This is a genomic window from Haloplanus natans DSM 17983 (assembly GCF_000427685.1).
In the GTDB taxonomy this organism is placed as follows: Archaea; Halobacteriota; Halobacteria; order Halobacteriales; family Haloferacaceae; genus Haloplanus; species Haloplanus natans.
In genome coordinates this window covers 2426847-2448298 of sequence record NZ_KE386573.1, presented here as the reverse complement: position 1 = coordinate 2448298, position 21452 = coordinate 2426847, and the positions used below count along the sequence as shown (strand labels likewise).

Below are 21452 nucleotides of genomic sequence, written 5' to 3'. Positions count from 1 at the left end.
GTCAGAGCACTCCGACGTCCCGGAGGAGATCGACCGTCCCCTCCAGATCGGATAGCTGGGTGAGGTCTAAATTCTCGGGGGGGTTCAATTCGTCGATTGTCGGCAGGCGACCGATGGGTTCGACGCCGGGGACCAGCGGGTATTCGAACGTCTCCCGCGCGAAGTAGTCCTGTGCCTCCGCCGACAGCAGGTGCCGGACGAAGTTGGCGGCGAGGTCGGTGTCCGCGGCGGTATCGAGGACGCAGGCGCCGGCGACGTTGAAGATGGCGCCCGCATCGCCCTCGGTGAACGCGGTGGCGATGGGGGCGTTCGGCCGGCCGGCGAGCACCCGCTGGATGTAGTAGTGGTTGGCGAAACCGGCGCGGAGTTCGCCGTCGGCGACGGCCTGACTCACGAGGAACTCGTCGGCGTAGTTGGTATCGAGGCCGAGTTCGAGCATCCCGTTGAGCCACTGTCGGGTCTCCGCTTCGCCGTTGAGCACGCGCATCGCCGTGATGAACGCCTGGAACGAACTGTACGTGGGGGCACAGCCGATGGCGTCGCGGAACGCCTCCGTCTCCGGGAACGCGAAGATGTCGTCGGGGATGTCGGAGTCGGAGAGTTCGTTCGTGTTGTACGGGATGGTGCGGGCGCGTCCGGACGTGCCGATCCACATCCCGTCGCTGTCGTGGAACTGATCGGGGACCATGTCCAGCACTTCGGTCGGGAGCTCGACCGTCCGTTCGCGGTCCTTGAGCGCGCCGAGCGAGCCGGCGTTGACGGAGTAGAACACGTCGGCCGGACTGCCCGACCCCTCGGTTTCGATCTGGTTTACCAGTTCCGCGGCCGAGTTGTATCGCGGCCGGATCGTCAGGTCGGGGTAGAGGTCCTCGATGAACGTGATGAGTTGGCCGACGAGCGGTTCGCCACGGCCGGAGTAGAGGGTCAACTCGCCGCTCAGATCGGGCATCTCGGCCATCGAGACGCCGCCGGAGATGTCGCGCGCGCCGAACGGCGAGCGACCGGAACCGATCTGACCGACGACGTTCTCGCCGCCGGTTCCGCCACCCCCATTCCCGCCGCTGCCACTGCCGCCGCCCAGCAGTCCGTTACAGCCCGCGATCGATGCGAGTCCGGCGGCGCCCCCGAGTCGGAGGATTCGACGCCGAGAGCTACGGTGATCCGTCATACTTTGATTTAGGCCGCCCTAAAACACTTATACTTGCCGGTTCGGGAACTCCGCGAGTCGGGACGCGCCCCGGACGGATCGGTGTCCCGGACCGACATGGCGACTCGCCGGTACCGGCTTACGGTCGGATAGTGATTATTGTACGTCCTCACCGGTGGTTCGCCGACCCGTTCTGGCGAACCACCGGTACACAGTTACAGTACACACTATCAGTCGTCGGCCGGGACCGCTCGCTCGACGGACTGGAGTTCGTCGAGACAGTCCAGCCAGTCGTGCATACACTCGCCGACGTGGGCGAGGAAGTCGCCGTTGCGGTAGTCGGCCTCCGCCTCCAGCAGGGCGTCGGCCATCGAAGCGAAGGCGTCAGCGTACGTGTCGGCGTCGTCGCCCGCGTCGTCGACCAGTTTCCAGAGGTGTTCGTTGAGTTCCAGCCCAGCCACCTCGTTGTGCAGGTCGTCGAACGTCGAACGCGGCGCCTTGTCGTGGCGACAGAGCGGGTCGCCCGTCAGCACGTCCTTGCCGAGCACGTCCGCCGCCCGCTTGAGGAAGACGCCGCTCCAGATGTCGTCGAACCGGCCGACCGACCACTCGTTGTCGTCCATCGGGAGTTGGTAGAAGGCGGGGACGACTTCCCGGCGGAAGCCGAGGTTCATCGAGCAGACGGTGAGGTAGTGGCCAGGGTCGACGACGAAATCCGGTCCGAAGTCGGCGTCGGTCAGGCGCGTCTCGGCCTGCCCCTGCAGGTCGCCGTCCATCAGGATACGCACCGCGTCGAGGTCGGGTACGTTCGTCCAGAGTCCCTGCGAGGCGACCACGTCGTCGACCCCGCGGGTCCCCGTCTCGACCGTCTCGTCCATCGCCGCGTACGGGTAACCACGGGGGTAGAGGCCGTGGTCGTCGGCGGCGTGATAGAGGACGTTCACCCAGTTCTCGTCCGAGCGCACCGACTCGACGGTGCGCTTGCCCTCCAGATTCCGGAGATGCGTCCCGAAGAAGTCCACGTCGTCGTGGGGACGCGTATCGTCGTCGATGAAGACGCCGTAGGGGTGGTCGTGGGCCCACAGGTAGAGCAGGCCGAAACTCGTCTGGGCGTGACTCCGCGCCGGGATCAGGTGGCCGTAGTCGCCGACGCCGTGGTCGTCGAGCCACGTTTCGCGTCGGCTCCCGTCGAACACCTCGCCCGCCACGCCCAGGTCGTCGAGCATCGCCGCCATCTCACCCGTCGGGCAGTGATCCTCGGTCACCAGCACGAACTCCAGTCGGTCGGTGTCGAAGCCGTGCGCCTCGGCGTTGTCGACGTACGACCGCACACATTCGAACTCCCGTATCGTCGGAACGATCACGCACACGTCGGCGTCCATGCCACTCATTGTTTAGGCCCACCTAAAGTACCTGTCGCTCCGCGCCAGCGATATATATTTCTCGATAGAGGACCGTAGAAATCATACCAACGGCTTTGTGTAGTCTCGTCCTCCAGTACGGTGATTTCAGGCGACGGCGACGACGCCGTGGCATCCCCAGTCATGTCCGAACCAGACGATACAGACGGCGCGAACGGTGACGAGTGCGCCTCTCCCGACCTCGACGCCCCGCGATTCTACCTGAACCGCGAGTTGAGCCACCTCGCCTTCCAGAAGCGGGTCCTCAACGAGGCGCTCGACGAGCGAACGCCCCTTCTGGAGCGGGTGCGCTTTCTCGCCATCTTCACCCGCAACCTCGACGAGTTCTTCATGAAACGGGTCGGCGGCCTGAAACAGCAGATCGACGCCGGCATCACCGACCCGACGGTCGACGGACGGACGCCCCACGAGCAGTGGGCGGAGATACTCGAGACGACCGGCCCCATGTTCGACCGGCAGGCCGAGTGCTACCGCGAGGTGATCCGGCCGGCGCTCGCGGAGGCGGGCATCGCTATCCTCGACCACGAGGACCTCACCGCCGCGGAACGCGAGCGGATGCGGGCGTACTTCCAGGAGTCGGTCATGCCGACGCTGACGCCGCTGTCGTTCGATCCCGCCCATCCGTTCCCCTTCATTTCGAATCTCAGCCTCTCGCTCGGCGTCTTCGTCCGCCACGACCCCGACGAGGAGCCCATCTTCACCCGGATCAAAGTCCCACAGAACCGCCCGCGGCTCGTCCCGGTCGAGGAGGGATCGCGGTATATCCTGCTGGAGCAACTCATCGAGGCACATCTCGACCTCCTGATGCCGAACGTCGAGGTGCTCGACACCGCGATCTTTCGGATCACGCGCAATGCGGAAGTCCGGCGCGACGAGGAAGTCGCGGAGGACCTGATCGAGGCCATCGAGGAGGTGATCGAACAGCGGCGCTTCGCCATGGCGGTCAGACTGGAGATCAGCGCCGACGCCCCGGAGGCGATGGTGGACCTTCTCGCCGACCAGTTGGAACTCGATCCCGAGGAGGTGTTCTATCGAAGCGGCCCCCTCGACTACCGCGACTTCGACGCGCTCACCGACCTCGACCGGCCCGACCTGAAACGCGAGCGGTGGTCGCCGCTCCCCCATCCCCGGTTCGCCGAGGGGCTGAATGGCGACGTGACGCTCCAGGGCGGCGATTTGTTCGACGAAATCGCGAGCGACGACGTGCTCCTCCACCATCCGTATCACTCCTTCGACGGCACCGTCCAACGGTTCCTCGACGCCGCCGCCAACGACCCGGACGTGTTGGCGATCAAGGCCGCCATCTACCGCACCGCGAGCGACTCGCAGGTGATCCAGCGGCTGATCGACGCCGCCGACAACGGCAAACAGGTGGCCGTGATGGTCGAACTCAAGGCCCGCTTCGACGAGCAGAACAACCTCCAGTGGGTGCGCAAACTCGAGGAGAACGGCATCCACGTCGCCTACGGCACGGTGGGGCTGAAAACCCACACCAAGACGGCCCTCGTCGTCCGCGAGGAGCCGGATGGCGTGACGCTCTACTCCCACGTCGCCACCGGCAACTACCACTCCGAGACGGCGAAAGGCTACGTCGACCTCGGCCTCCTGACCGCGGACCGCGACATCGGGCAGGACCTCGTGACGGTCTTCAACTTCTTCACCGGACCGTCGCTCGACGAGGAGTTCCGCAAACTTCTGGTCGCGCCCGTGACGATGCGCGAACGGTTCACCGACCTGGTGCGCCGGGAGGCCCGGTACGCTCGCGCCGGCCGGCCCGCGCGCATCGCCGCCAAGATGAACGCGCTCGAAGACCCGGCGATGGTGCGGGAACTCTACGAGGCGTCGATGGCCGGCGTCGATATCGACCTGCTCGTCCGCGACATCTGTCGGCTCCGCCCGGACATCGAGGGCGTCAGCGACACCGTGACCGTCCGCTCGGTCGTCGGGCGCTTCCTGGAACACTCCCGGATCTACTACTTCGAGAACGGCGCGGGGCCGGACGACCCGGCCGAATCGACCGACGGCGCGAGCCCCCAGTACTTCATCGGCTCCGCCGACTGGATGACGCGCAACCTCGACTACCGCGTCGAGGCCGTCGCGCCCGTCACCGACTCCGACCTCCGCGAGCAACTCCGGTTCGTCCTCGAAGTGATGCGCAACGACAACCGCACCGGCTGGGAGATGGCGTCGGACGGGACCTACGAACAGCGAACGCCCGGCGAGGACCCCGTCTGGAGCACTCAGGAGATACTGATGGCGGCGACGCGGGCCGCCCACGAGAGCGACGACGACCGCGGCATCGACACCGACCACCCCGCGAGTCCCGGCGACCTCCTCGTGACTGCGGCGGACGGCGCGGCATCCGTCGCGGACGACGATGCGACGGACTAATCCCCCGTCAGCGACTCCAGCAGGTGGACCGCCGGCTCGGGCGCCAGCGGCTCGTTCGCGTTCCCACAGTGTGGGGACTGCACACAGGCCGGACAGCCGTCCGCACACCCACAGGCGTCGATCATTCGTCCAGTTCGGGCCAGCAGGGGCTCGATTCGATCGAACGCGCCCCGGGCGAGGCCGACGCCCCCGGGGTAGCCGTCGTAGACGAAGACCGTGCTCGCGCCGGTGTGGTCGTGATACGGCGTCGAGAGGCCGCCCACGTCCGCCCGGTCACAGAGCAGTTCGAGTGGCAGAAGTGAGATGAGGCCGTGTTCGGCGGCGTGGATGCCGCCGGCGAAGTCACCCATTCCCCGCATCGCCATCTCCACGTCCCCGGGGACGGTGACATACAGCGCCGTCGTCGACAGCGTCGTCTCGGGGAGGTCGAGTGCCTCCCGACCCAGCGTCTCGCCCCGCTTCGCGTCCCGGCGCTCGAACCCAGTCACCCGCTCGGTGACGGACACGTCCGCGAGGCACACGTCGACGTCGGGCCGGGCCGACAGCGGCGTCGCCGTCCGGTCCCGATCCACCGTGATCGACTTCTCGGTCAGGACGCGGGTGTAGTAGTCCGCCCACGTCGGCTGGAGGGTGGCGACGTCGCGGTCCAGATTCAGCCCTTCCACCTCGTAGGACTGGCCCTGGTGGTGATAGATCGCACCGGGATGGGCATCCCGGAGGGCGTCGCCGAGGCCGAGGGTGGCGATCACGTCCCCGTCGGCCAGCAGGTCGACCTCGCGGTCGTCGACGGTGCGGAGGCTCGTCCCGTGCTGTGGGCTGTGGTCGCCCGCGTGGGTCCACCGCATCCCCTCGCTCGTTTCGCGGCGTTCCAGTTCGCCCTCGGCTTCGAGGTCCGCCACCACGTCCGCGAAGCCCTCGCCGAAATATGCCTCGTCCGCCCGCGACAGCCAGTTCTCCGTCGCCGCCGCGGCGACGTGGGCGGGCAACAGGTGCTCGTTCGCGGGGTCGACGGTCGCCCGTTCCGGGTCGCCGTCGAAGAGGTCGTCGGGGTTGTCCATCAGATACTGGTCCAACTGGTCCTCGCCGGCGATGAGGGCGACGACCGCGGGGTCGTCGCCGCGGCCCGCCCGTCCCGCGCGCTGGACGGTCGACATCCGGGTCCCGGGGTAGCCGTCGAGGAGGACGGCGTCTAGCCCGCCCACGTCGACGCCGAGTTCGAGCGCGCTCGTGCTCCAGACGCCCCGTACGTCGCCGCGGTGGAGTCCGTCCTCGATGTCGCGCCGGCGGTCGTCGCGCAGCGAGGCCTGGTACGCCTCGATCCGGTTCGCCAGGTCGCGCTTGCCCCGGTCGCGGAGGGTGTCGGCGCTCTCGGTGGCGTAGCGCTCGGCGGTCTGGCGGGCCCGCGTGAAAGCGAGCGTCCGGTGGCCCGCAGCCACCAGGTCGACGAACAGCCGCTTCGTCTCGACGTGGCTCGACCGGCGACGGCCCGACCCCTCGCCGCCCTCGTACGCCGGCGGGTTCCACAGCAGCCAGTGGCGCGGTCCCCGACCGCTGGTGTCCTCGTCGACGAGGGCAAAGCCGGATTCCGGGCGCCCGGTCAGCCGCGCGGCGTGTTCGACCGGGTTGCCGATGGTGGCCGAACAGCAGACGAACTGCGGGTCGCTCCCGTAGCGTTCACACAGGCGGGCCAGCCGCCGAAAGACGAGGGCGACGTGGCTCCCGAAGACGCCACGGTAGCCGTGGACCTCGTCGACGACGACGAGTTCGAGCGAGGAGAGGAGCCACTCCCACAGCCGGTGGCCGTGCGGCAGGAGGCCGTAGTGAAGCATATCGGGGTTGGAGAGGAGGACCGTCGGCCGGCGGTCACGTACGTCGCGCTTTTCGGTCTGCGAGAGCCGGCCGGTGTAGGTGGCGACCGAGACGCGGCTGCCGAACCCCAGCGCACGGGCGAGTTCGTCCAGCCCGTCCGCCTGATCGGCGATGAGAGCGTTCTGCGGGCCGAGATACAGCGTCCGCCCCCCGTGGTCCATCGCCCGCTCGAACGCGGGGACGGTGTACCCGAGGCTCTTCCCGCTGGCCGTCGGCGTCGCGAGCACGGCGTCCCGTCCGTCGCGGACGGCCTCGATAGCCTCGACCTGGTGGCGGTAGAGCCGGTCGATCCCCCGCCCGTCGAGCGCGCTCGCCAGTCGCGGTTCGAGATCACAGTCGGCGTATATCGGGTCACGGCCAGGGACAGGGCGGTAGTCGGCGAGCTGGTCCGCGTCGGCACGCGCTCGGAGTCGGTCGACGGCGTCCACACTGGCGGTGTGGACGGCGCGGACATACGGATTGCGGTCGAACGGGTGCCCGCGACACCGTTTTGCGCCCGCGAACCCAACGACCGCTCATGACGAGTCCCGAGACGGTGCTGATCTACGACGGCGACTGCGCCTACTGCTCCGTGGCGGCGCGGGCGCTCCGCAACCTCCCGTCGACCGGCTCGATTTCGTGGTACGACGACGCGGCACAGACCTTCCTCGACGCGCAGTACGGCGAGACGCCGTTCGCCATGTTCCTCGTCGACGCCGCACGGGGACGGGTGTACGCCGGACGGTCCGCGGCCCAAGAACTCGCCGACCGGGCCGGTACCCCCGGAGTCGTCGGGGCGCTCGTCCGGGACAACTACGACCACATCGCGAACGTCGTTGGGCGTCTCTCCGGCCGCGGCCGCGACCCGGACGACTACCACGGCGTCTCCCGACTCGACGACGCCGCCCGGGAGCGGTTCCCGGCGCTCGCCACGGCCGCGGCGTCCCCCGACGCACCGACCGGCCGTCGATGACCGGGGGCACGTACACCCTCCTGCTCGCGCTTCCCGAGGCGGTCGAACTCGACGTGGGTGCGCTCGGCTCACACGCCCTCTCCCCCGGCGCGTACGCCTATACCGGGAGCGCCCTCGGGAGCGGCGGCTTCGCCCGCGTCGACCGGCACCGCCGCCTCGCGGCCGGCGAGAGCGACACCCGGCACTGGCACGTCGACTACCTGCTCGGCCACCCAGCCACCGAACTCCGCACCGTCGTCACGTCGCCCGGCGTCGACGCCGAGTGCGACATCGCCGGCCGGCTCCCCGCCGGTCCCGTCGCTGGCTTCGGCGCCTCGGACTGTGGCTGCCGCTCGCATCTGGCGGGCAACGACGACGTCGAGCAGTTGCGGGCGACGGTCGAATCGGCACACCGGGCGGTCAGGCGGTCGGGATGAACTCGAAAATGCGCGACCGGGGACACCCGAGCCGGCGGATCCGGGCGAACCCGCCGGTTCGGGCGTCGGCTCGGGCGGCGGGCCGGGCAACCCGCCACGAACCCTGTGTCAGAGGCACCCCGGCACTACTAAACACATTCGACGATATGTTCATGTTACCCCCTGCAGAATGTGTCGCAGCGTGACGAATGATATATAATTGTTTTGGACCGGGTGGTGGTCGATGACCGATCTCTCCCCCGTCGCGGCCGTCGAGCGCCGCATCGACGTGCTTCGCGCGCTCGACGGAGCGCCGGATTCGAAGGTGGGAGTGGCCGAGCGGGTCGACATCTCGCGGTCGACCGCCGAACGGGCGATGCACGAACTGGCGACCCACGGGTTCGTGGCGTCGTCGTCCGACGGGTATCGAGTGACGATTCCGGGGCGACTGGCACTCGACGCCCACGGCCAGCGAGCGGCGCGTATCGACGCCGCGGCCGCCGTTGCTCCCCTGTTCGACGGCGTCTCCCTCTCGTTCGACCTCGATCCGGCCGTCCTCGACGGCGTGCGGGTCGTCGAGGCACAACCCCACGCCCCCACCCGACCGGTCGAATGCGTCTCCACCCTCGTCGCCGACGCCACCCACGTCTCGGCGTACACCGGGCGGTTTCTCTCGCGCCACGCCCGGCTTTACCACGACCGGATACTCGACGGCATGACCGGCTGCTTCCTGACGACGGAACGCATCATCGAGCGACAGCGGACGACGCGGCCCGGGGAGTTGCAGGAAGTGATCGACCTCGGCCACGTGTCGCTCCGCCGTCTCGACCGGGACGACCCCGTGACGCTCGTTCTCGCGGAGACGCCCGACGGCCCCGAGATGGGGCTGGTCGTCTACCGCGACGAGTCGCCGCGGGGCTTTCTCGGCACCGACGACCCCGCGGCGACGCGGTGGGCGCGCGCGCTCTACGAGCGGCTGTGGACGGCGGCGACGCCCGTCTAGCGCCGCGCCCGATCCAGCGCCTCGACGGGTGTCGGGGGCTTCTCGTCGTAGTGGTCGCCGAGTTGGGTGCGACAGGAGGCGCCGGGGGCGACGACCCGGTCGCCCGAACTGGCGTCGATCTGATCGAACAGGATGGAACCGATGGCCGTGCTCATCGAGAAATGCTCGGCCTCGTAGCCGAATGAGCCGGCCATGCCACAGCAGCCCGAATCGAGGGGGTCGACGCCGTAGCCCGCCCGCCGCAACACGCCGACCGCGTGGTGGTCCTTCCGTGTCGACTTCTGGTGGCAGTGGCCGTGGTAGGTCAACGTCTCGTCGGGCGCGTCGACGTCGAGGGCCTCGTCGAGGCGGTGGGCGTCGACGTACTCCATGATGCCGTAGCTGTTGGCGGCCACCGTCTCCACGTCCGGCCCCGAGAGGAGGTCCAGATAATCCGACTGGAACATTACGGCGTCGGAGGGTTCGACGACGACCACGTCCCAGCCGTTCCGAACCCGGGGCGCGAGGGCGTCGACGTTCGTCGCCGCCTGCTCCCGGGCCAAGTCGAGAAAGCCCTTCGAGAACGGCGGCCGGCCGCTCCCGGTCACGGCCTCGGGAATCTCGACGTGGACGTTGGCGGCTTCGAGGACGCGAACCGCCGCCTTCCCCGCCTCCGGCGCGTTGTACGTCGTGTACGTGTCGGGAAAGAGGAGGACGCGGTGGTCGGCCTCGTCTTCGCCCACTCGCGCGCCGCCACGGGCGTCGAACCAGTCGACCAGCGACTCGCGGTGGAAGGTGGGGAGCGAGCGGTCCCGCGCGATGCCGACCGTCTTCTCCATCAGCAGGCGGGCGCCGGGCACCTTCGCCGCCCAGTTCGAGAGGGGCGCGAGTTTCGATCCGAGCGCGTTCAGCGCGTCGATGTTCGCGAACAGTTCGTCCCGGAGGCTGGAGCCGTGGCGCTGGTGGTGTTCGTGTGTCACCTCCGCTTTCAGTTTCGCGAGGTCGACCTCGCTGGGGCAGTCCTTCGAACAGCCCTTACAGCCGATACAGAGGTCGAGCACCTCGTGCATGAACTCCACGTCGGTGGCCTCGTCGTCGAGGTTCCCGCTCATGGCCTGTCTGAGCAGGTTGGCCCGGCCGCGGGTGGCGGTGATTTCCTCCTGGCTGGCGCGGTAGGTTGGGCACATGACGCCGCCGGTCGTCTCCTGTGGACCGCGACAACCGCCACAGCCGTGACAGAGTTCGACCATGCCCTGGAGGCCGTTCTCGTTGTCCCACTCCAAGGCGGGGTCGAAGCCGGCGTCGAACTCGTAGTCGGCGTCGAACCGGAGATGTTCGGTCATGTCGGCGTCGCCGCAGATGTTTCCGGGATTGAGCAGCCAGTCGGGATCGACGGCGGTCTTCAGGTCGCGGAACACCTGCCAGAGGTGGTCGCCGTACAGCTTCCGGTTCCACTGGGTGCGCGCCCGGCCGTCGCCGTGTTCGCCCGACACCGAGCCGTCGTATTTCACGACCAGATCGGTCGCGGCGTCGGCGATAGACTCCATCGTCTCGATGCCGTCGACCGTCTTCGTGTTGACCAGCGGGCGGATGTGGAGGACGCCCGGGCCGGCGTGGGCGTAGTAGCTGGCGAAGGTGTCGTGATCGTCGAGGATCTCCTGGAAGTCCGCGACGTAGGCGGGCAGGTTCTCGGCCGGGATGGCGGTGTCCTCGATGAACGCGATGTGTTTGGCGTCGCTGGTGCGGGAAAGCAGGATCGGGAGACCGGATTTGCGCATCTTCCAGAACTTCTCCCGCGTCTCGGCGTCGTGGGCCTCCATCGCCGCCCGGGCGCGCCGGGAGTCTGCCGTCAGGTCCGCGGCGCCGGCCGACGGGTCCGCGTCGGACTCGCCGCCGGGCACCCGGTCGGCGATCAGATCCGCCACTTTGCGTCGACCCTCGTCGTCGCTGTCGGCGTAGAACTCCACGAGCAGGACCGAATCCGTCCCCTCGGGGAGCATCCCGACCACGTCTTGGAACTCGGCCGTCTCCCGTGCCAGATCGAGCAACACGTCGTCCATCACCTCCACCGCGGCGGGGTCGTGCTCCAGAATCGGCGCCACGTCCTCCATCGCGTCGAGTAGGTCGTCGTAGGTCAACAGGCCGATTGCTTTCGTCTCCGGGAGGGGTTCGAGCGAGACGGTCGCCGCCGTGATGATGGCGAGTGTCCCCTCGCTGCCCGCGAGCAGGCGGGCGAGGTTGACCGACCCCGACTCGGCCTCGTCGATCAGCACGTCGAGGTTGTAGCCGGAGACGTTGCGTTTCAGGTCCGGATACTTCTCGCGCACCTCGTCGGCCTCCTCGTCGACGATGCGGAGGGTTTCGGCGTAGAACCGTTCTTCGAGCGACCCGTCGGGGTCGGCGCCCGCGCGCAGTTCGTCGAGTGTCACCTCGCCGAACGTCGTCACTGTGCCGTCCGCGAGGACGGCCTCGACTTCCTCGACGTAGGCGTCGGTCTTCCCGTATTTCAGCGAGTGGGCGCCGGTGGAGTTGTTGCCGATGGCGCCGCCGAGGACGCTCTTGTCGCCCCACGCGGGGTCGGGTGCGAACTTCAGCCCGTGGGGGGCGAGTTCGGCGTTGAGGTCGCCGAGTTTCACGCCGGGTTGGGCGCGGGCGCGCCGGGCGTCGGGGTCCATCTCCAGTACGTCCGTCATCGTCCGCGAGAAGTCGAGGACGACCGCTTCGTTGACGGTCTGGCCGGCGAGGCTGGTGCCGCCGCCCCGCGGGAGGACGGGAATCCCCCGCTCGGCGCAGTACTCGACCACTGCGGCCACGTCGGCCGTCGAGGTGGGGAAGACGACGCCGATGGGCGTCATCTCGTAGGCGCTGGCGTCGGTGGCGTAGAGCTGTCGGGAGTAGTCGTCGAATCGAACGTCGCCGGCGATCAGCCCGTTCAGGTCGTCGACCATTCCCGGTCGGTCGACGCCGTCGCTTCGATAGTCGTAATCGCCCGCCGACGCGGGATCGATGTCGGCGTCGCCTGTCGTTGCCATTGGCGGCCACTTGGTGCATAGCCGCATAAAATGGGGGGTATCGACCGACGCGCTCGTACGGGTTGCTGTCCGTCGGTCCCGGCGACCCGCCGGGAACACGTATCAGAACACGCCGGGGAACAGCACGTAGCCGAACAGCAGCGTCAGGAGTCCCGTCGCCGTCGCGTAGTACGCGAGCGGGATGAGTTCGTAGCGGATGACGCGTCCCTCCTCGCCGACGAGGCCGACGACGGCCAGCGCCGCCACGACGTTGTGGACGGCGATCAGGTTACCGATGGCCCCGCCCACGGCCTGCGCGCCGAGGATGATCGTCCGCGGGAAGCCGATCTGATCGGCCACGCCGTACTGGAAGGTGCCGAACAGGATGTCGGAGACGGTGTTCGATCCCGCGAGGAAGGCCCCGAGCGCGCCGACGAGCGACGCGAAGAAGGGGTAGACGCCGCCGGCGACCCCCGCCATCGTATCGGAGAGGACGATCAGCATGCCGTCGGTCCCAGTCGCCGTTCCCGACTGGAGCATGATCTGGACCGTCGCCACCGCGAAGAGCAGGGCGATGACGGCGGGTGTCACCTTCTCTATCGTCTCGCTCCACGCGCCCGTGACCTCGTCGGTGGACATCCCGTGGATCGGGATGGTCAGCAGGTGGACGGCGACGAACACCGCACCGGGCAGGTACAGCGTGGCGAACGAGGCCGACAGCGACGTGCCGAGGATTCCCTGCCACTGCAAGACGAGATTCGACTGCAGGAACGTCGTCACCGGGCCGACGACGCGCGTGACGACCAGCAGCAGCGCCACGAGGGCGTAGGGCGCCCACGCCCGCGGGAGCGACATGGTCTGGACGGTGCCGCCGTCGGCGGCGACGTGTGCCTCGCGCGAGGAGGACTCGCCGGGCTGGATGTCGCCGACCCAGTGGTCGGGCCACGCGGACTGCTCGGCGAAGTCCCACTCCTCGTCGGGGTGAAAGAAGCCGGCTTTGAGCGCGCCGACCGTGACGAACAGGCCGACCATCGCGCCGATCAGGCCGGGGAACTCCGGCCCGAGGACGTACGCCGTTGCCCAGTAGGGAACGGCGAAGGAGGCCCACGCGAACAGGCAGAGCGGCAGGACTTCGAGTGCGGGCTTGATCGAGCGCTCCTCGCCGAAGAAGCGAGTCATCATCGCCACGCCGATGAACGGCAGGGCGGCGCCGACGACGACGTGGAAGGAGGCCGCCCACACCGCGATTTCGGCCACCCATCCCTGGACAGTCATGCCCTGTGCGGCGACGGCGGAGTTGATGACCTCCACGTCCCCGAAGATGTCGATCATGCCGATGATGAGCGGCGTCCCGACGGCGCCGAAGGTGATCGCCATCAGGTTGCCGGTGAGCGCTACCACGACGGCCGCGAGCGGTGGGAAGCCGAGGCCGACCAGCAACGGGCCGACGATGGCCGCGGGCGTCCCGAAGCCCGCCGCGCCCTCGATAAACGAGCCCATCAGGAAAACGAGCAGGACGACCTGCACGCGCCGGTCGTCGCTGATCGAGGCGAAGCCCTGATTGATCGCGTCGAAGGCCCCGGTCCGTTTGAGCGTATAGAGCAGGAGGATCGCCCCGAAGACGATCCAGAGGATGTTCGCGGCGGTGATGAAGCCGTTGATGGTGGCGGCGCCGATCCAGGTCGGCGACATGTTCCACCCGAAGTAGCCGGCGCCGATGGCGACGACCCACGCGACGGGCATCGCCCGCGTCGCCGGCCAGAATCGCCCGACCATCAGGTACGCGATGGCCGCCAGCGGCAACATCGCGATGGCGACGTCGATGGCCGCCATCACGCCACCGCCCCGGCGTCGACCGCCGTCCGATTCGTTCCACAATCGTTCGCTAATCGATCTGGCATCGTTCTATGCCACCGTTTACCCCGATATATATCCGGCGTTCCTCGCTTTTCGTGATGGTCACTCGGATTCCGACGTGTCGTTCGAGGCGACGTTCAGTCGAATGAACTGGCAAATTACGGGTTTTGAAGCGTTCTATGCCGGTTACTATCGTCCCGCCGAAATCCGGTGCACACGAGCGAAAAGGAAAATTCACACGTGTGCAGTGGGTATTTTTTCGTGTGCAAAGGCTTATGCCTACGTGTGAACTGGGATTCGGCATGAGCGATCGGCCCCGAAACGACGACGGGCAGTACGCCGATCACATCCCGCCGGAGCGGGCGCTGGAGGTGTTCGACGAACGGGACGACCTCGCTCGGCCGCTCACCGCGAGCGACGTGATGACGGCGCTCGACTGCTCGCGCCGGACGGCCCACAACAAGCTGGAGACGCTCGTCGACCGGGGACGGCTCCGGACGCGGAAGGTCGGCGCCCGGAGCCGGGTCTGGTGGGTGCCGATGGAGCGTGGTCCCGACCCCGACGACGGCCGCCCACTCGCCGTCGACAACGCCATCCGGGACGCGGCGCTCCCCGGAAGCGGGCCGACCCTCGAGGTGCGGCGGGAGGCGCTGTCGGCTGCCTACGACTACCTCGCGTCCAACCCCGAGGCCAAGAAGGCCGACTTCCTCCGCGATGTCTACCACGACAACCCCGCGGGCTACGAGTCCGCGGAGGCGTGGTGGAACGCCATCCAGCCGGCGCTGAAGGGACTCCCGGGTGTCGATCCGCCCGCCGAGCGTGGCCACCTCTGGCATTTCCTCGGCGGCGACTGAGGCAGGTCACTGTACGTCAGTACCGGTGATTCGCCGAGACGATCCGGGATACGGTTACGACACTCCGTCCGAGCCCGCCGACCGGTCCCTTTTTTTCGGCGCGACACCGACCTCTCACTGTCCCGACTTCCATGCGCACACCGCCGACGACCAGCGACTGCCGGACGCCACGCGACCCTTCCGACCGTGGCTGACGATACGTCCGCTACCGACGGCACCGACGCGGACCGCCCCGTCCACGCCTCCGAAGTCGAGGGGCGGCAGTACCGCGGCACGTGGTACTGTCCCCTGCCGTACGACGAGTTAGAGCGCGCGCCGGATACGACCGACTACCCCGACCGCGGGACGGGCGGGGCGCTCCGACTGGCCGAACTCCCGCGGGTGCCGCGTGTCCGTCACGTCGTCGGGCCGAGCGCCATCATGCTCGGCGCGTCGCTCGGGAGTGGCGAGACGCTGTTCTGGCCCGGTCTGATCGCCCGCCACGGCTGGGCCATCTACTGGGCGTTCGTCGTCGGCGTCTTCACGCAGTTCGTCGTCAACACCGAACTCCAGCGGTGGACGCTCGCGACCGGCGAGAGCGTCTTTCGTTCGTACGTCCGCGTCAACCGCGCGTGGCCGTGGGTGTTCCTTCTGGCCGGTCTCCTCAGCCTCGGGTGGCCCGGGTGGGCCGCCGGCGCCGCACAGGTCGCCGCCACCGCCACCGGCCTCGCCGGAACGACGCTTCTCGGCTTCCCCGCGTGGAAACCGCTCGCCGTTGCCCTGTTGCTCGTCGTCTGGCTCTCGTATCAGGTCTCCTCCGTCGCCTACAACGCCGTCGAGGCGTTCCAGATCGGCCTGCTGTTCGTCGCCATCGCGACGGCACTCGTCCTCGCCGTCGCCAGCGGCGCCGTCGCCGAAGTCGGCTCCCTGCCCACGGCCGTGACTGGCGTCGGAACGCTTCCCCCCGAGATGGACGTGGCCGTCTTCCTCGGCGGCCTCGCCTTCGCGGGCGCCGGCGGCTATCTCAACCTCTCACAGAGCCTCTGGGCCCGCGAGAAGGGGTACGGCATGGGCAACTACCAGGGCCGCGTGCGCAACCCGTTCACCGGCGACGACCCCGAACCGATCCGGCGTGACGGCTTCACCTTCCGCGCCACGGCCCTGAATCTGCAGCGGTGGCGCGGCTGGTGGCGCGTGATTCAGGTCGAACACCTCCTCACGTTCGTCGTTGGCCTCCTCCTCGTGGCGACGGTGCTGATGGCCGTCGCGCGCCGGCACGCGCCGGGGGCCGACGCGAACGCGCTCGATATGTGGCTTGGCACTATCGCCCCCTCGCTCGGCGGCCTCGGGGCGTTGCTCGTTTTCGTCCTCCTTTTCGTCGCCCTTTTTACCACCGAGTACGCCATCGTCGAGTCGTTCGTCCGCAACTCCGCGGACGCCGTCTACGAGACGTTCGCGCGCGACGCCGGCTGGGATCTCTCGCGGCTGTTCTGGTGGCTCCTCACCGGCTTCACCGTCTGGGGCGTGGTCGTCATCCTCCTCTTTTCGGCGCCGCTCGGCACCTGTGGTCCCTTCCTCTTGCTCGTCGTCGGCGCCGCCCTCTCGGGCGTGATGATGTGGCCGTACACCGTCCTCACCCTCCTCGTCAACACGCGGCGACTCCCCGAACACCTCCAGCCCGGCTGGAGCCGGCTCGTCGCCATGTGGTGGGCGTCGGGCTTCTACGGCTACTTCAGCGTCCTCCTGATCGGCCAGACGGCGGCCGCCGCCGGCGTCGACGGCGTAGGGACGAGCGTCGGCGTCGTCGGTAGCGGTCCCGGGGGCTACGCCCTCTGGGTGGGGTATGCGCTCGTGCAGGCGTACGCGGTGGTTCGCTCCGTCGGCGCCAAGCGCGCCGCGTCGGGCACCGTCGCGGCCCTCGCCGGTCGTTGACCGCGGACCGAAGCTACAAAGCCGCCGCGTCCCAAGCTATCGGGCATGGCAACGACGACCACGAACCCGACCCTCTCGACGTTCGAGGCGGCCCTCGACGACCTCGGCGTCGAGTCGACCCGGACGACGGTCGAGGACTTCGCGACGACGCTCGACGGCATCGTCCGCGATCCGGCCGTCGGCGTCTCCCTCCCGTTCGATGTCGAATACCCCGACAGCGTGACCGTCGACCCCACGCCCGCCGACCTGGAACGCGCCGCGACGGGCGTCACGCCCGCCTCCTACGGCGTCGCCAACTACGGGAGCGTCCTCCTGCCCTCGACCGACGACGGTGCCGAACTCGTCTCCCTCTACCCGAAACTCCACGTTCCCGTGCTCCGCGCGAGCGACGTGCTCCCGGACCTGCCCGAGGCGCTGGACCGCTTCGGTGACGCCGCCCGAGCGGAGGACTTGAGCGCCATCGTCGCCACCGGCCCGAGCGCCACCGCCGACATGGGGAAACTCGTCCTCGGTGCCCACGGCCCCGAGGCCGTCCACGTGGTGATGCTCGATGAGTAAGGGTCGCGGCGACAAGGCGGCCGAAATCCGGCGCCTGATGGCGACCGAGGGTCCCGCCATCGAGGAGAACACCAAGGGCTTCAACCGGAAGCGACAGGAGGCGGTCGCCGACCTGGAGAACTACGAGGAACTCCGCGACCGTGCCCGCGAAATCAAGGAGGACGCCATCGACCGCCTCCCCGAACTGATCGACCGGCTTCGCGAAGCCGTCGAGGACAACGGCGGCCACCTCTACGTCGCCGACGACGCCGCCGACGCCAACCGGTACATCCGCGACGTGGCGGCCGAGAACGACGCCGAGCGGATGGTCAAGAGCAAGTCGATGACCACCGAAGAGCTAGAGGTCAACGACGCCCTCGCCGAGGACGGCGTCGACGTGGTCGAGACGGACCTCGGCGAGTGGGTGGTTCAGCTCGCCGACGAGACGCCCTCGCATCTCATCGCGCCGGCCATCCACCGCTCCCAAGAGAGTATCGCGGAGCTGTTCGAGACGGTGTTCGACCCCGCGGACCCGCCGCAGACGGCCAACGAACTCACCAGCTTCGCCCGCGAGAAGCTGGGCGAGCGCATTCGCGACGCCGATATCGGCATGACCGGCGCCAACTTCGTCACCGCGGATTCGGGCACGATGGCCATCGTCACCAGCGAGGGCAACGCACGGAAATGCGCCGTCACGCCCGATACCCACATCGCCGTCACGGGCGTCGAGAAGGTGGTTCCCTCCACCGACGAGCTCTCCCCGTTTCTCGAACTCCTCGCGCGGTCGGGCACGGGTCAGGCCCTCACCGCCTACGTCTCCCTGCTCACCCCGCCGGTCGACTCGCCGACGGTCGACTTCGACGACGACGAGACGCCGCTCTCCGAGCGCGATTCCGACCGCGACTTCCATCTCGTCCTGATCGACAACGGCCGCATGGCGATGCGCGAGGACGACCAACTCCGCGAGACGCTGTACTGCATCCGCTGTGGCCAGTGTTCGAACTCCTGTGCCAACTTCCAGCACGTCGGCGGTCACGCCTTCGGCGGCGAGACGTACTCCGGCGGCATCGGCACCGGGTGGGAGGCGGGCATCGAGGGCCTCGACACCGCCGCCGAGTTCAACGACTTCTGTACCGGCTGTTCCCGGTGTGTCAACGGCTGTCCCACCAAGATCGACATCCCGTGGATCAACACCGTCGTCCGCGATCGGGTGAACCGCGGGAAGGAACCGGAGGGCTACGACTTCCTCGTCGAGGGGCTGACGCCGGACGAGGAGCCCGGCGGACTGGATCTGGACAAGCGGCTGTTCGGCAACTTCGAGACGCTGGCGAAACTGGGCAGTGCGACTGCCCCCGTCTCGAACTGGCTCGCCGACACCGGGGCGGCCCGGTGGGCGCTCGAACGCGTCGCCGGGGTCGACGCCCGCCGTGACCTGCCCGAATTCCAGCGTGAGACGCTCGTCGAGTGGTTCGGGAACCGCGTCTCCACCGTCTCCGATCCGACCCGCGAAGTCGTCCTCTACCCCGATGTCTACACCAACCACGTCCAGGTCGAACGCGGGAAGGCCGCGGTGCGCGTACTGGAGGCGCTCGGCGTCTCCGTCCGCGTGCCCGCCGTGCGTTCCAGCGGTCGCGCCCCCCTCTCGCAGGGGATGATCGCCACCGCCGAGGACCACGCTCACGACGTCTACGGCTCCCTCGCCGAATACATCGACGCCGGGCGCGACGTGGTCGTGATCGAACCTTCCGACCTCGCCATGTTCGACGGCGAGTACGAGCGGTTCCTCCCCGAAGCGTCCGCCGAGCGACTGGGGGAGCACTCCTACGAGATCATGGAGTACGTCTACGGCCTACTGGAGAACGGCGCCGACGCCGACGCCCTCCGCGCCGGCGACGGCGACGAAGTCGCCTACCACGCCCACTGCCAGCAGCGGACGCTGGGGTTGGAGGCCCATACCGTCGCCGTGCTCGAGGACCTCGGCTACGACGTGCTCACTTCCGACGTGGAGTGTTGTGGGATGGCCGGCTCCTTCGGCTACAAGGACACCTACTACGAACTGAGCATGGACGTGGGCGACGACCTGGCCGAGCAGTTCTCGACACCGGAAACACGGGATCGAACCGTCGTCGCCAGCGGCACCTCCTGTCTGGAGCAACTCGACGCCCTGCTCTCGCGGCCGTCGACGCATCCGGTCGAGTTGATCGCGCCGTAAACAAGACGCGCACGAAAGCCGCCGCTGATGCGCCGCCACACACCACCGTCGCCCCTATCCGCGAACTATTAAGACCCGCGGCGAACAGGGTGGGGTATGGACGGCACGCCACAGGAGATTACGACGCTCGTCGGGCGCGAGGTGTACTCGAACAACGGGGTCTTCGTCGGGGAAGTCGAGGACGTGCGACTGGATCTGAACCAGCAGGCCGTCACCGGACTCGCACTTGGCGAACTCAGCCAGGAACTGTTCGCCGGCCGCATCGAGGCCGGCAAGGGTGTGATGATCCCGTACCGCTGGGTCCGGGCCGTCGGCGACGTCATCCTGATCAACGACGTGGTCGAACGGCTAGAAGACGACAACGAGGACGAAGAGGTCGTCGCCTAACTCCCGTTTCCAGCCTCGGCCGCGCTCTCGACGCCCATCGCGTCGAACAGCTTCTTGCGAACTGCTTCCTCGGCCAGCGCCAGGAGCGTATCCCGGTTGTCCTCGCTGGCCTCGATGCCGGTAAACAGGCCGAGCGGAATCTCGACGCCTCCCTGTGTCGAGTGGCCGCCCGTCTCGCCGATGCCGCCGTAGGCGTCGTCCAACACGTTTCCGATGTTGATGCGGATGTCCTTCGAGCGCGCCGCGAGGTAGATGGTGTCGTCGGCAATGCCGAAGACGGCGGTAGTGGTGATCCCCTCCAGATTCAGGAGGTGCTGGGCGGCCTGTGCCAGCGCGTCGCGGTCACGGATGAACCCCGCGTTCGAGACCAGATGGCTCCCCTGGACCTGCCGGTTCTGGATCGCCTCGGCGAGTACGTCGAGCGTCTCGGGCGACATCGACGGCGACTCCACCTGTTCGAGGGTGTCGTGGTTGGCAAAGGGGTAGAGATACGCCGCCGCGGTCAGATCGGCGGGCGTCGTGTCGCGCTTGAAATCGAGCGTCTCGGCGCGAATACCGTACAGCAGCGCCGTCGCCACCGCCTCGTCCGGCGAGAGGTCGAACTCCTGGATATACTTCGTGAGGATGGTCGAGGTGGAGGAGACGTTCGGCCGTACGTCGATGAACTCGGCGTCGTACTCCGTCTCCGGTTCGTAGTGGTCGATGAAGATGTCGACGCCGGTTTCGAGGCCCACGTCGCCGGATTTCATGTGATCGACCAGCGCGACGAGGCCGTAGTCGTCGAGCGACTCCGCGTCGGAGAGCGGCAGGAGTTCGATGCCGAGGAGGTTGACGAAGGCCCGGTTCTCCTGGTGGCCGATGTCGCCGTGATAGAGGATATCGGCGTCGACGTCGTGGGCCTCGGCGATGGCCTGGAGCGCCACCGCGCTGGCGATGGAGTCCGGATCGGGGTTGTCGTGGGTGAGGATGGCGACCGGCCCCGTCGCCGACCGCAGGAGGTCGGCGAGTTGCTGGGCCTTGTACTCCAGTTCGCCCGTCTCCAGGGCGCGGAGGGCGGATTCGGCGATCACCTGCGAGGGGGTGATCACCACGTCCGCGCCCGCTTCGGTCAACTCGTCCTCCGAGACGGGGTCGGACGCGCGGACGATGATGAACTGGTCGCCGCCGCGCTCGCGGATGGTGGAGACGGCCGCCTTGTTCGCCTCGACGTCGGAGGCGAGAATGAGGAGGACGTCCCGGTCTGCGACGAGGTCGGCCACCTCGTCGTCCCGGATGTCGGTGCGCCGGGCGTCGAGGTCCTGGTCGCGAAGCGCTTCGACGCGGCTCTCGTCCCGGTCGAGGATCAGCACGTTCTTGCCTTCGTCCGCGAGGCCCTCGGCGACCGCGTGGCCGACGCTCCCACAGCCGAGGATCGCGTACGACGACATCGTCGAGACCGTAGCCGCGTTGCTCATGCACGCCGACGTATCTCGGCATTTCACTTAACCTCGTCCCTTCCGCTCACCGGACGGGAAGGGAAACGCCTT

Annotated in this window: 15 protein-coding genes; 9 read left to right on the top strand and 6 right to left on the bottom strand. The window is 68.2% G+C overall.

Annotated features, from left to right (window positions below; all coding sequences use genetic code 11):
• Window position 1 precedes the first annotated feature (1 nt).
• On the bottom strand, window positions 2-1168 hold the full coding sequence (locus HALNA_RS14700) for an ABC transporter substrate-binding protein (RefSeq protein ID WP_049937084.1): 1167 nt from the start codon (window positions 1166-1168) through the stop codon (window positions 2-4).
• Window positions 1169-1377: 209 nt separating this feature from the next.
• Window positions 1378-2529 carry an alpha-1 4-glucan-protein synthase gene (locus tag HALNA_RS14695; RefSeq protein ID WP_049937083.1) on the bottom strand — a complete coding sequence of 384 codons (1152 nt, stop codon included), beginning with the start codon at window positions 2527-2529 and terminating at the stop codon, window positions 1378-1380.
• Between the two features lie 162 nt (window positions 2530-2691).
• Here HALNA_RS14695 and ppk1 point away from each other — a divergent pair, with 162 nt between their 5' ends.
• Window positions 2692-4959 carry a polyphosphate kinase 1 gene (ppk1, locus tag HALNA_RS14690; RefSeq protein ID WP_084510168.1) on the top strand — a complete coding sequence of 756 codons (2268 nt, stop codon included), beginning with the start codon at window positions 2692-2694 and terminating at the stop codon, window positions 4957-4959.
• Here ppk1 and HALNA_RS14685 read toward each other — a convergent pair.
• Window positions 4956-7256: a DEAD/DEAH box helicase gene (locus HALNA_RS14685; RefSeq protein ID WP_049937082.1), complete on the bottom strand. Its 2301-nt coding sequence runs from the start codon at window positions 7254-7256 to the stop codon at window positions 4956-4958. The two genes, ppk1 and HALNA_RS14685, sit on opposite strands and share 4 nt — an antisense overlap.
• 89 nt (window positions 7257-7345) lie before the next feature.
• On the opposite strand from HALNA_RS14685, the gene HALNA_RS14680 reads away from it, so the two are divergent.
• The 3 genes from HALNA_RS14680 (at window position 7346) to HALNA_RS14670 (ending at window position 9178) form a co-directional block, all read left to right on the top strand.
• The gene (locus HALNA_RS14680; RefSeq protein WP_049937081.1) at window positions 7346-7780 is read left to right on the top strand and encodes a thiol-disulfide oxidoreductase DCC family protein; all 435 of its coding nucleotides are present in this window, start codon (window positions 7346-7348) and stop codon (window positions 7778-7780) included.
• The gene (locus tag HALNA_RS14675; protein ID WP_049937080.1) at window positions 7777-8196 is read left to right on the top strand and encodes a GIY-YIG nuclease family protein; all 420 of its coding nucleotides are present in this window, start codon (window positions 7777-7779) and stop codon (window positions 8194-8196) included. The genes HALNA_RS14680 and HALNA_RS14675 overlap by 4 nt, the downstream gene beginning before the upstream one ends.
• A 223-nt stretch (window positions 8197-8419) precedes the next feature.
• The gene (locus tag HALNA_RS14670) at window positions 8420-9178 is read left to right on the top strand and encodes a helix-turn-helix transcriptional regulator (protein ID WP_049937079.1); all 759 of its coding nucleotides are present in this window, start codon (window positions 8420-8422) and stop codon (window positions 9176-9178) included.
• Here the strand turns inward: HALNA_RS14670 and HALNA_RS14665 are convergent.
• The gene (locus HALNA_RS14665; RefSeq protein ID WP_049937078.1) at window positions 9175-12189 is read right to left on the bottom strand and encodes an FAD-binding and (Fe-S)-binding domain-containing protein; all 3015 of its coding nucleotides are present in this window, start codon (window positions 12187-12189) and stop codon (window positions 9175-9177) included. The two genes, HALNA_RS14670 and HALNA_RS14665, sit on opposite strands and share 4 nt — an antisense overlap.
• A gap of 102 nt (window positions 12190-12291) precedes the next feature.
• Complete coding sequence (locus HALNA_RS14660; protein WP_394324591.1) at window positions 12292-14001, bottom strand: L-lactate permease; 1710 nt, start codon at window positions 13999-14001, stop codon at window positions 12292-12294.
• 326 nt (window positions 14002-14327) lie between these two features.
• On the opposite strand from HALNA_RS14660, the gene HALNA_RS14655 reads away from it, so the two are divergent.
• From HALNA_RS14655 to HALNA_RS14635, 5 genes are all read left to right on the top strand, one after another.
• Window positions 14328-14879, top strand: coding sequence for a helix-turn-helix transcriptional regulator (locus tag HALNA_RS14655; protein ID WP_049938089.1), 552 nt, complete (start codon window positions 14328-14330; stop codon window positions 14877-14879).
• Window positions 14880-15065: 186 nt separating this feature from the next.
• Window positions 15066-16790: an Nramp family divalent metal transporter gene (locus HALNA_RS14650; protein WP_245576037.1), complete on the top strand. Its 1725-nt coding sequence runs from the start codon at window positions 15066-15068 to the stop codon at window positions 16788-16790.
• Between the two features lie 45 nt (window positions 16791-16835).
• The gene (locus HALNA_RS14645; protein WP_049937077.1) at window positions 16836-17348 is read left to right on the top strand and encodes an LUD domain-containing protein; all 513 of its coding nucleotides are present in this window, start codon (window positions 16836-16838) and stop codon (window positions 17346-17348) included.
• A complete protein-coding gene (locus tag HALNA_RS14640; protein ID WP_049937076.1) occupies window positions 17341-19539 on the top strand; it encodes an LUD domain-containing protein in 2199 nt (732 codons plus the stop codon). Before HALNA_RS14645 ends, HALNA_RS14640 begins: the two co-directional genes overlap by 8 nt.
• A 96-nt stretch (window positions 19540-19635) precedes the next feature.
• Window positions 19636-19926: a PRC-barrel domain-containing protein gene (locus HALNA_RS14635; protein ID WP_049937075.1), complete on the top strand. Its 291-nt coding sequence runs from the start codon at window positions 19636-19638 to the stop codon at window positions 19924-19926.
• Here the strand turns inward: HALNA_RS14635 and HALNA_RS14630 are convergent.
• Window positions 19923-21380, bottom strand: coding sequence for a DHH family phosphoesterase (locus tag HALNA_RS14630; RefSeq protein WP_049937074.1), 1458 nt, complete (start codon window positions 21378-21380; stop codon window positions 19923-19925). The two genes, HALNA_RS14635 and HALNA_RS14630, sit on opposite strands and share 4 nt — an antisense overlap.
• Window positions 21381-21452 lie beyond the last annotated feature (72 nt).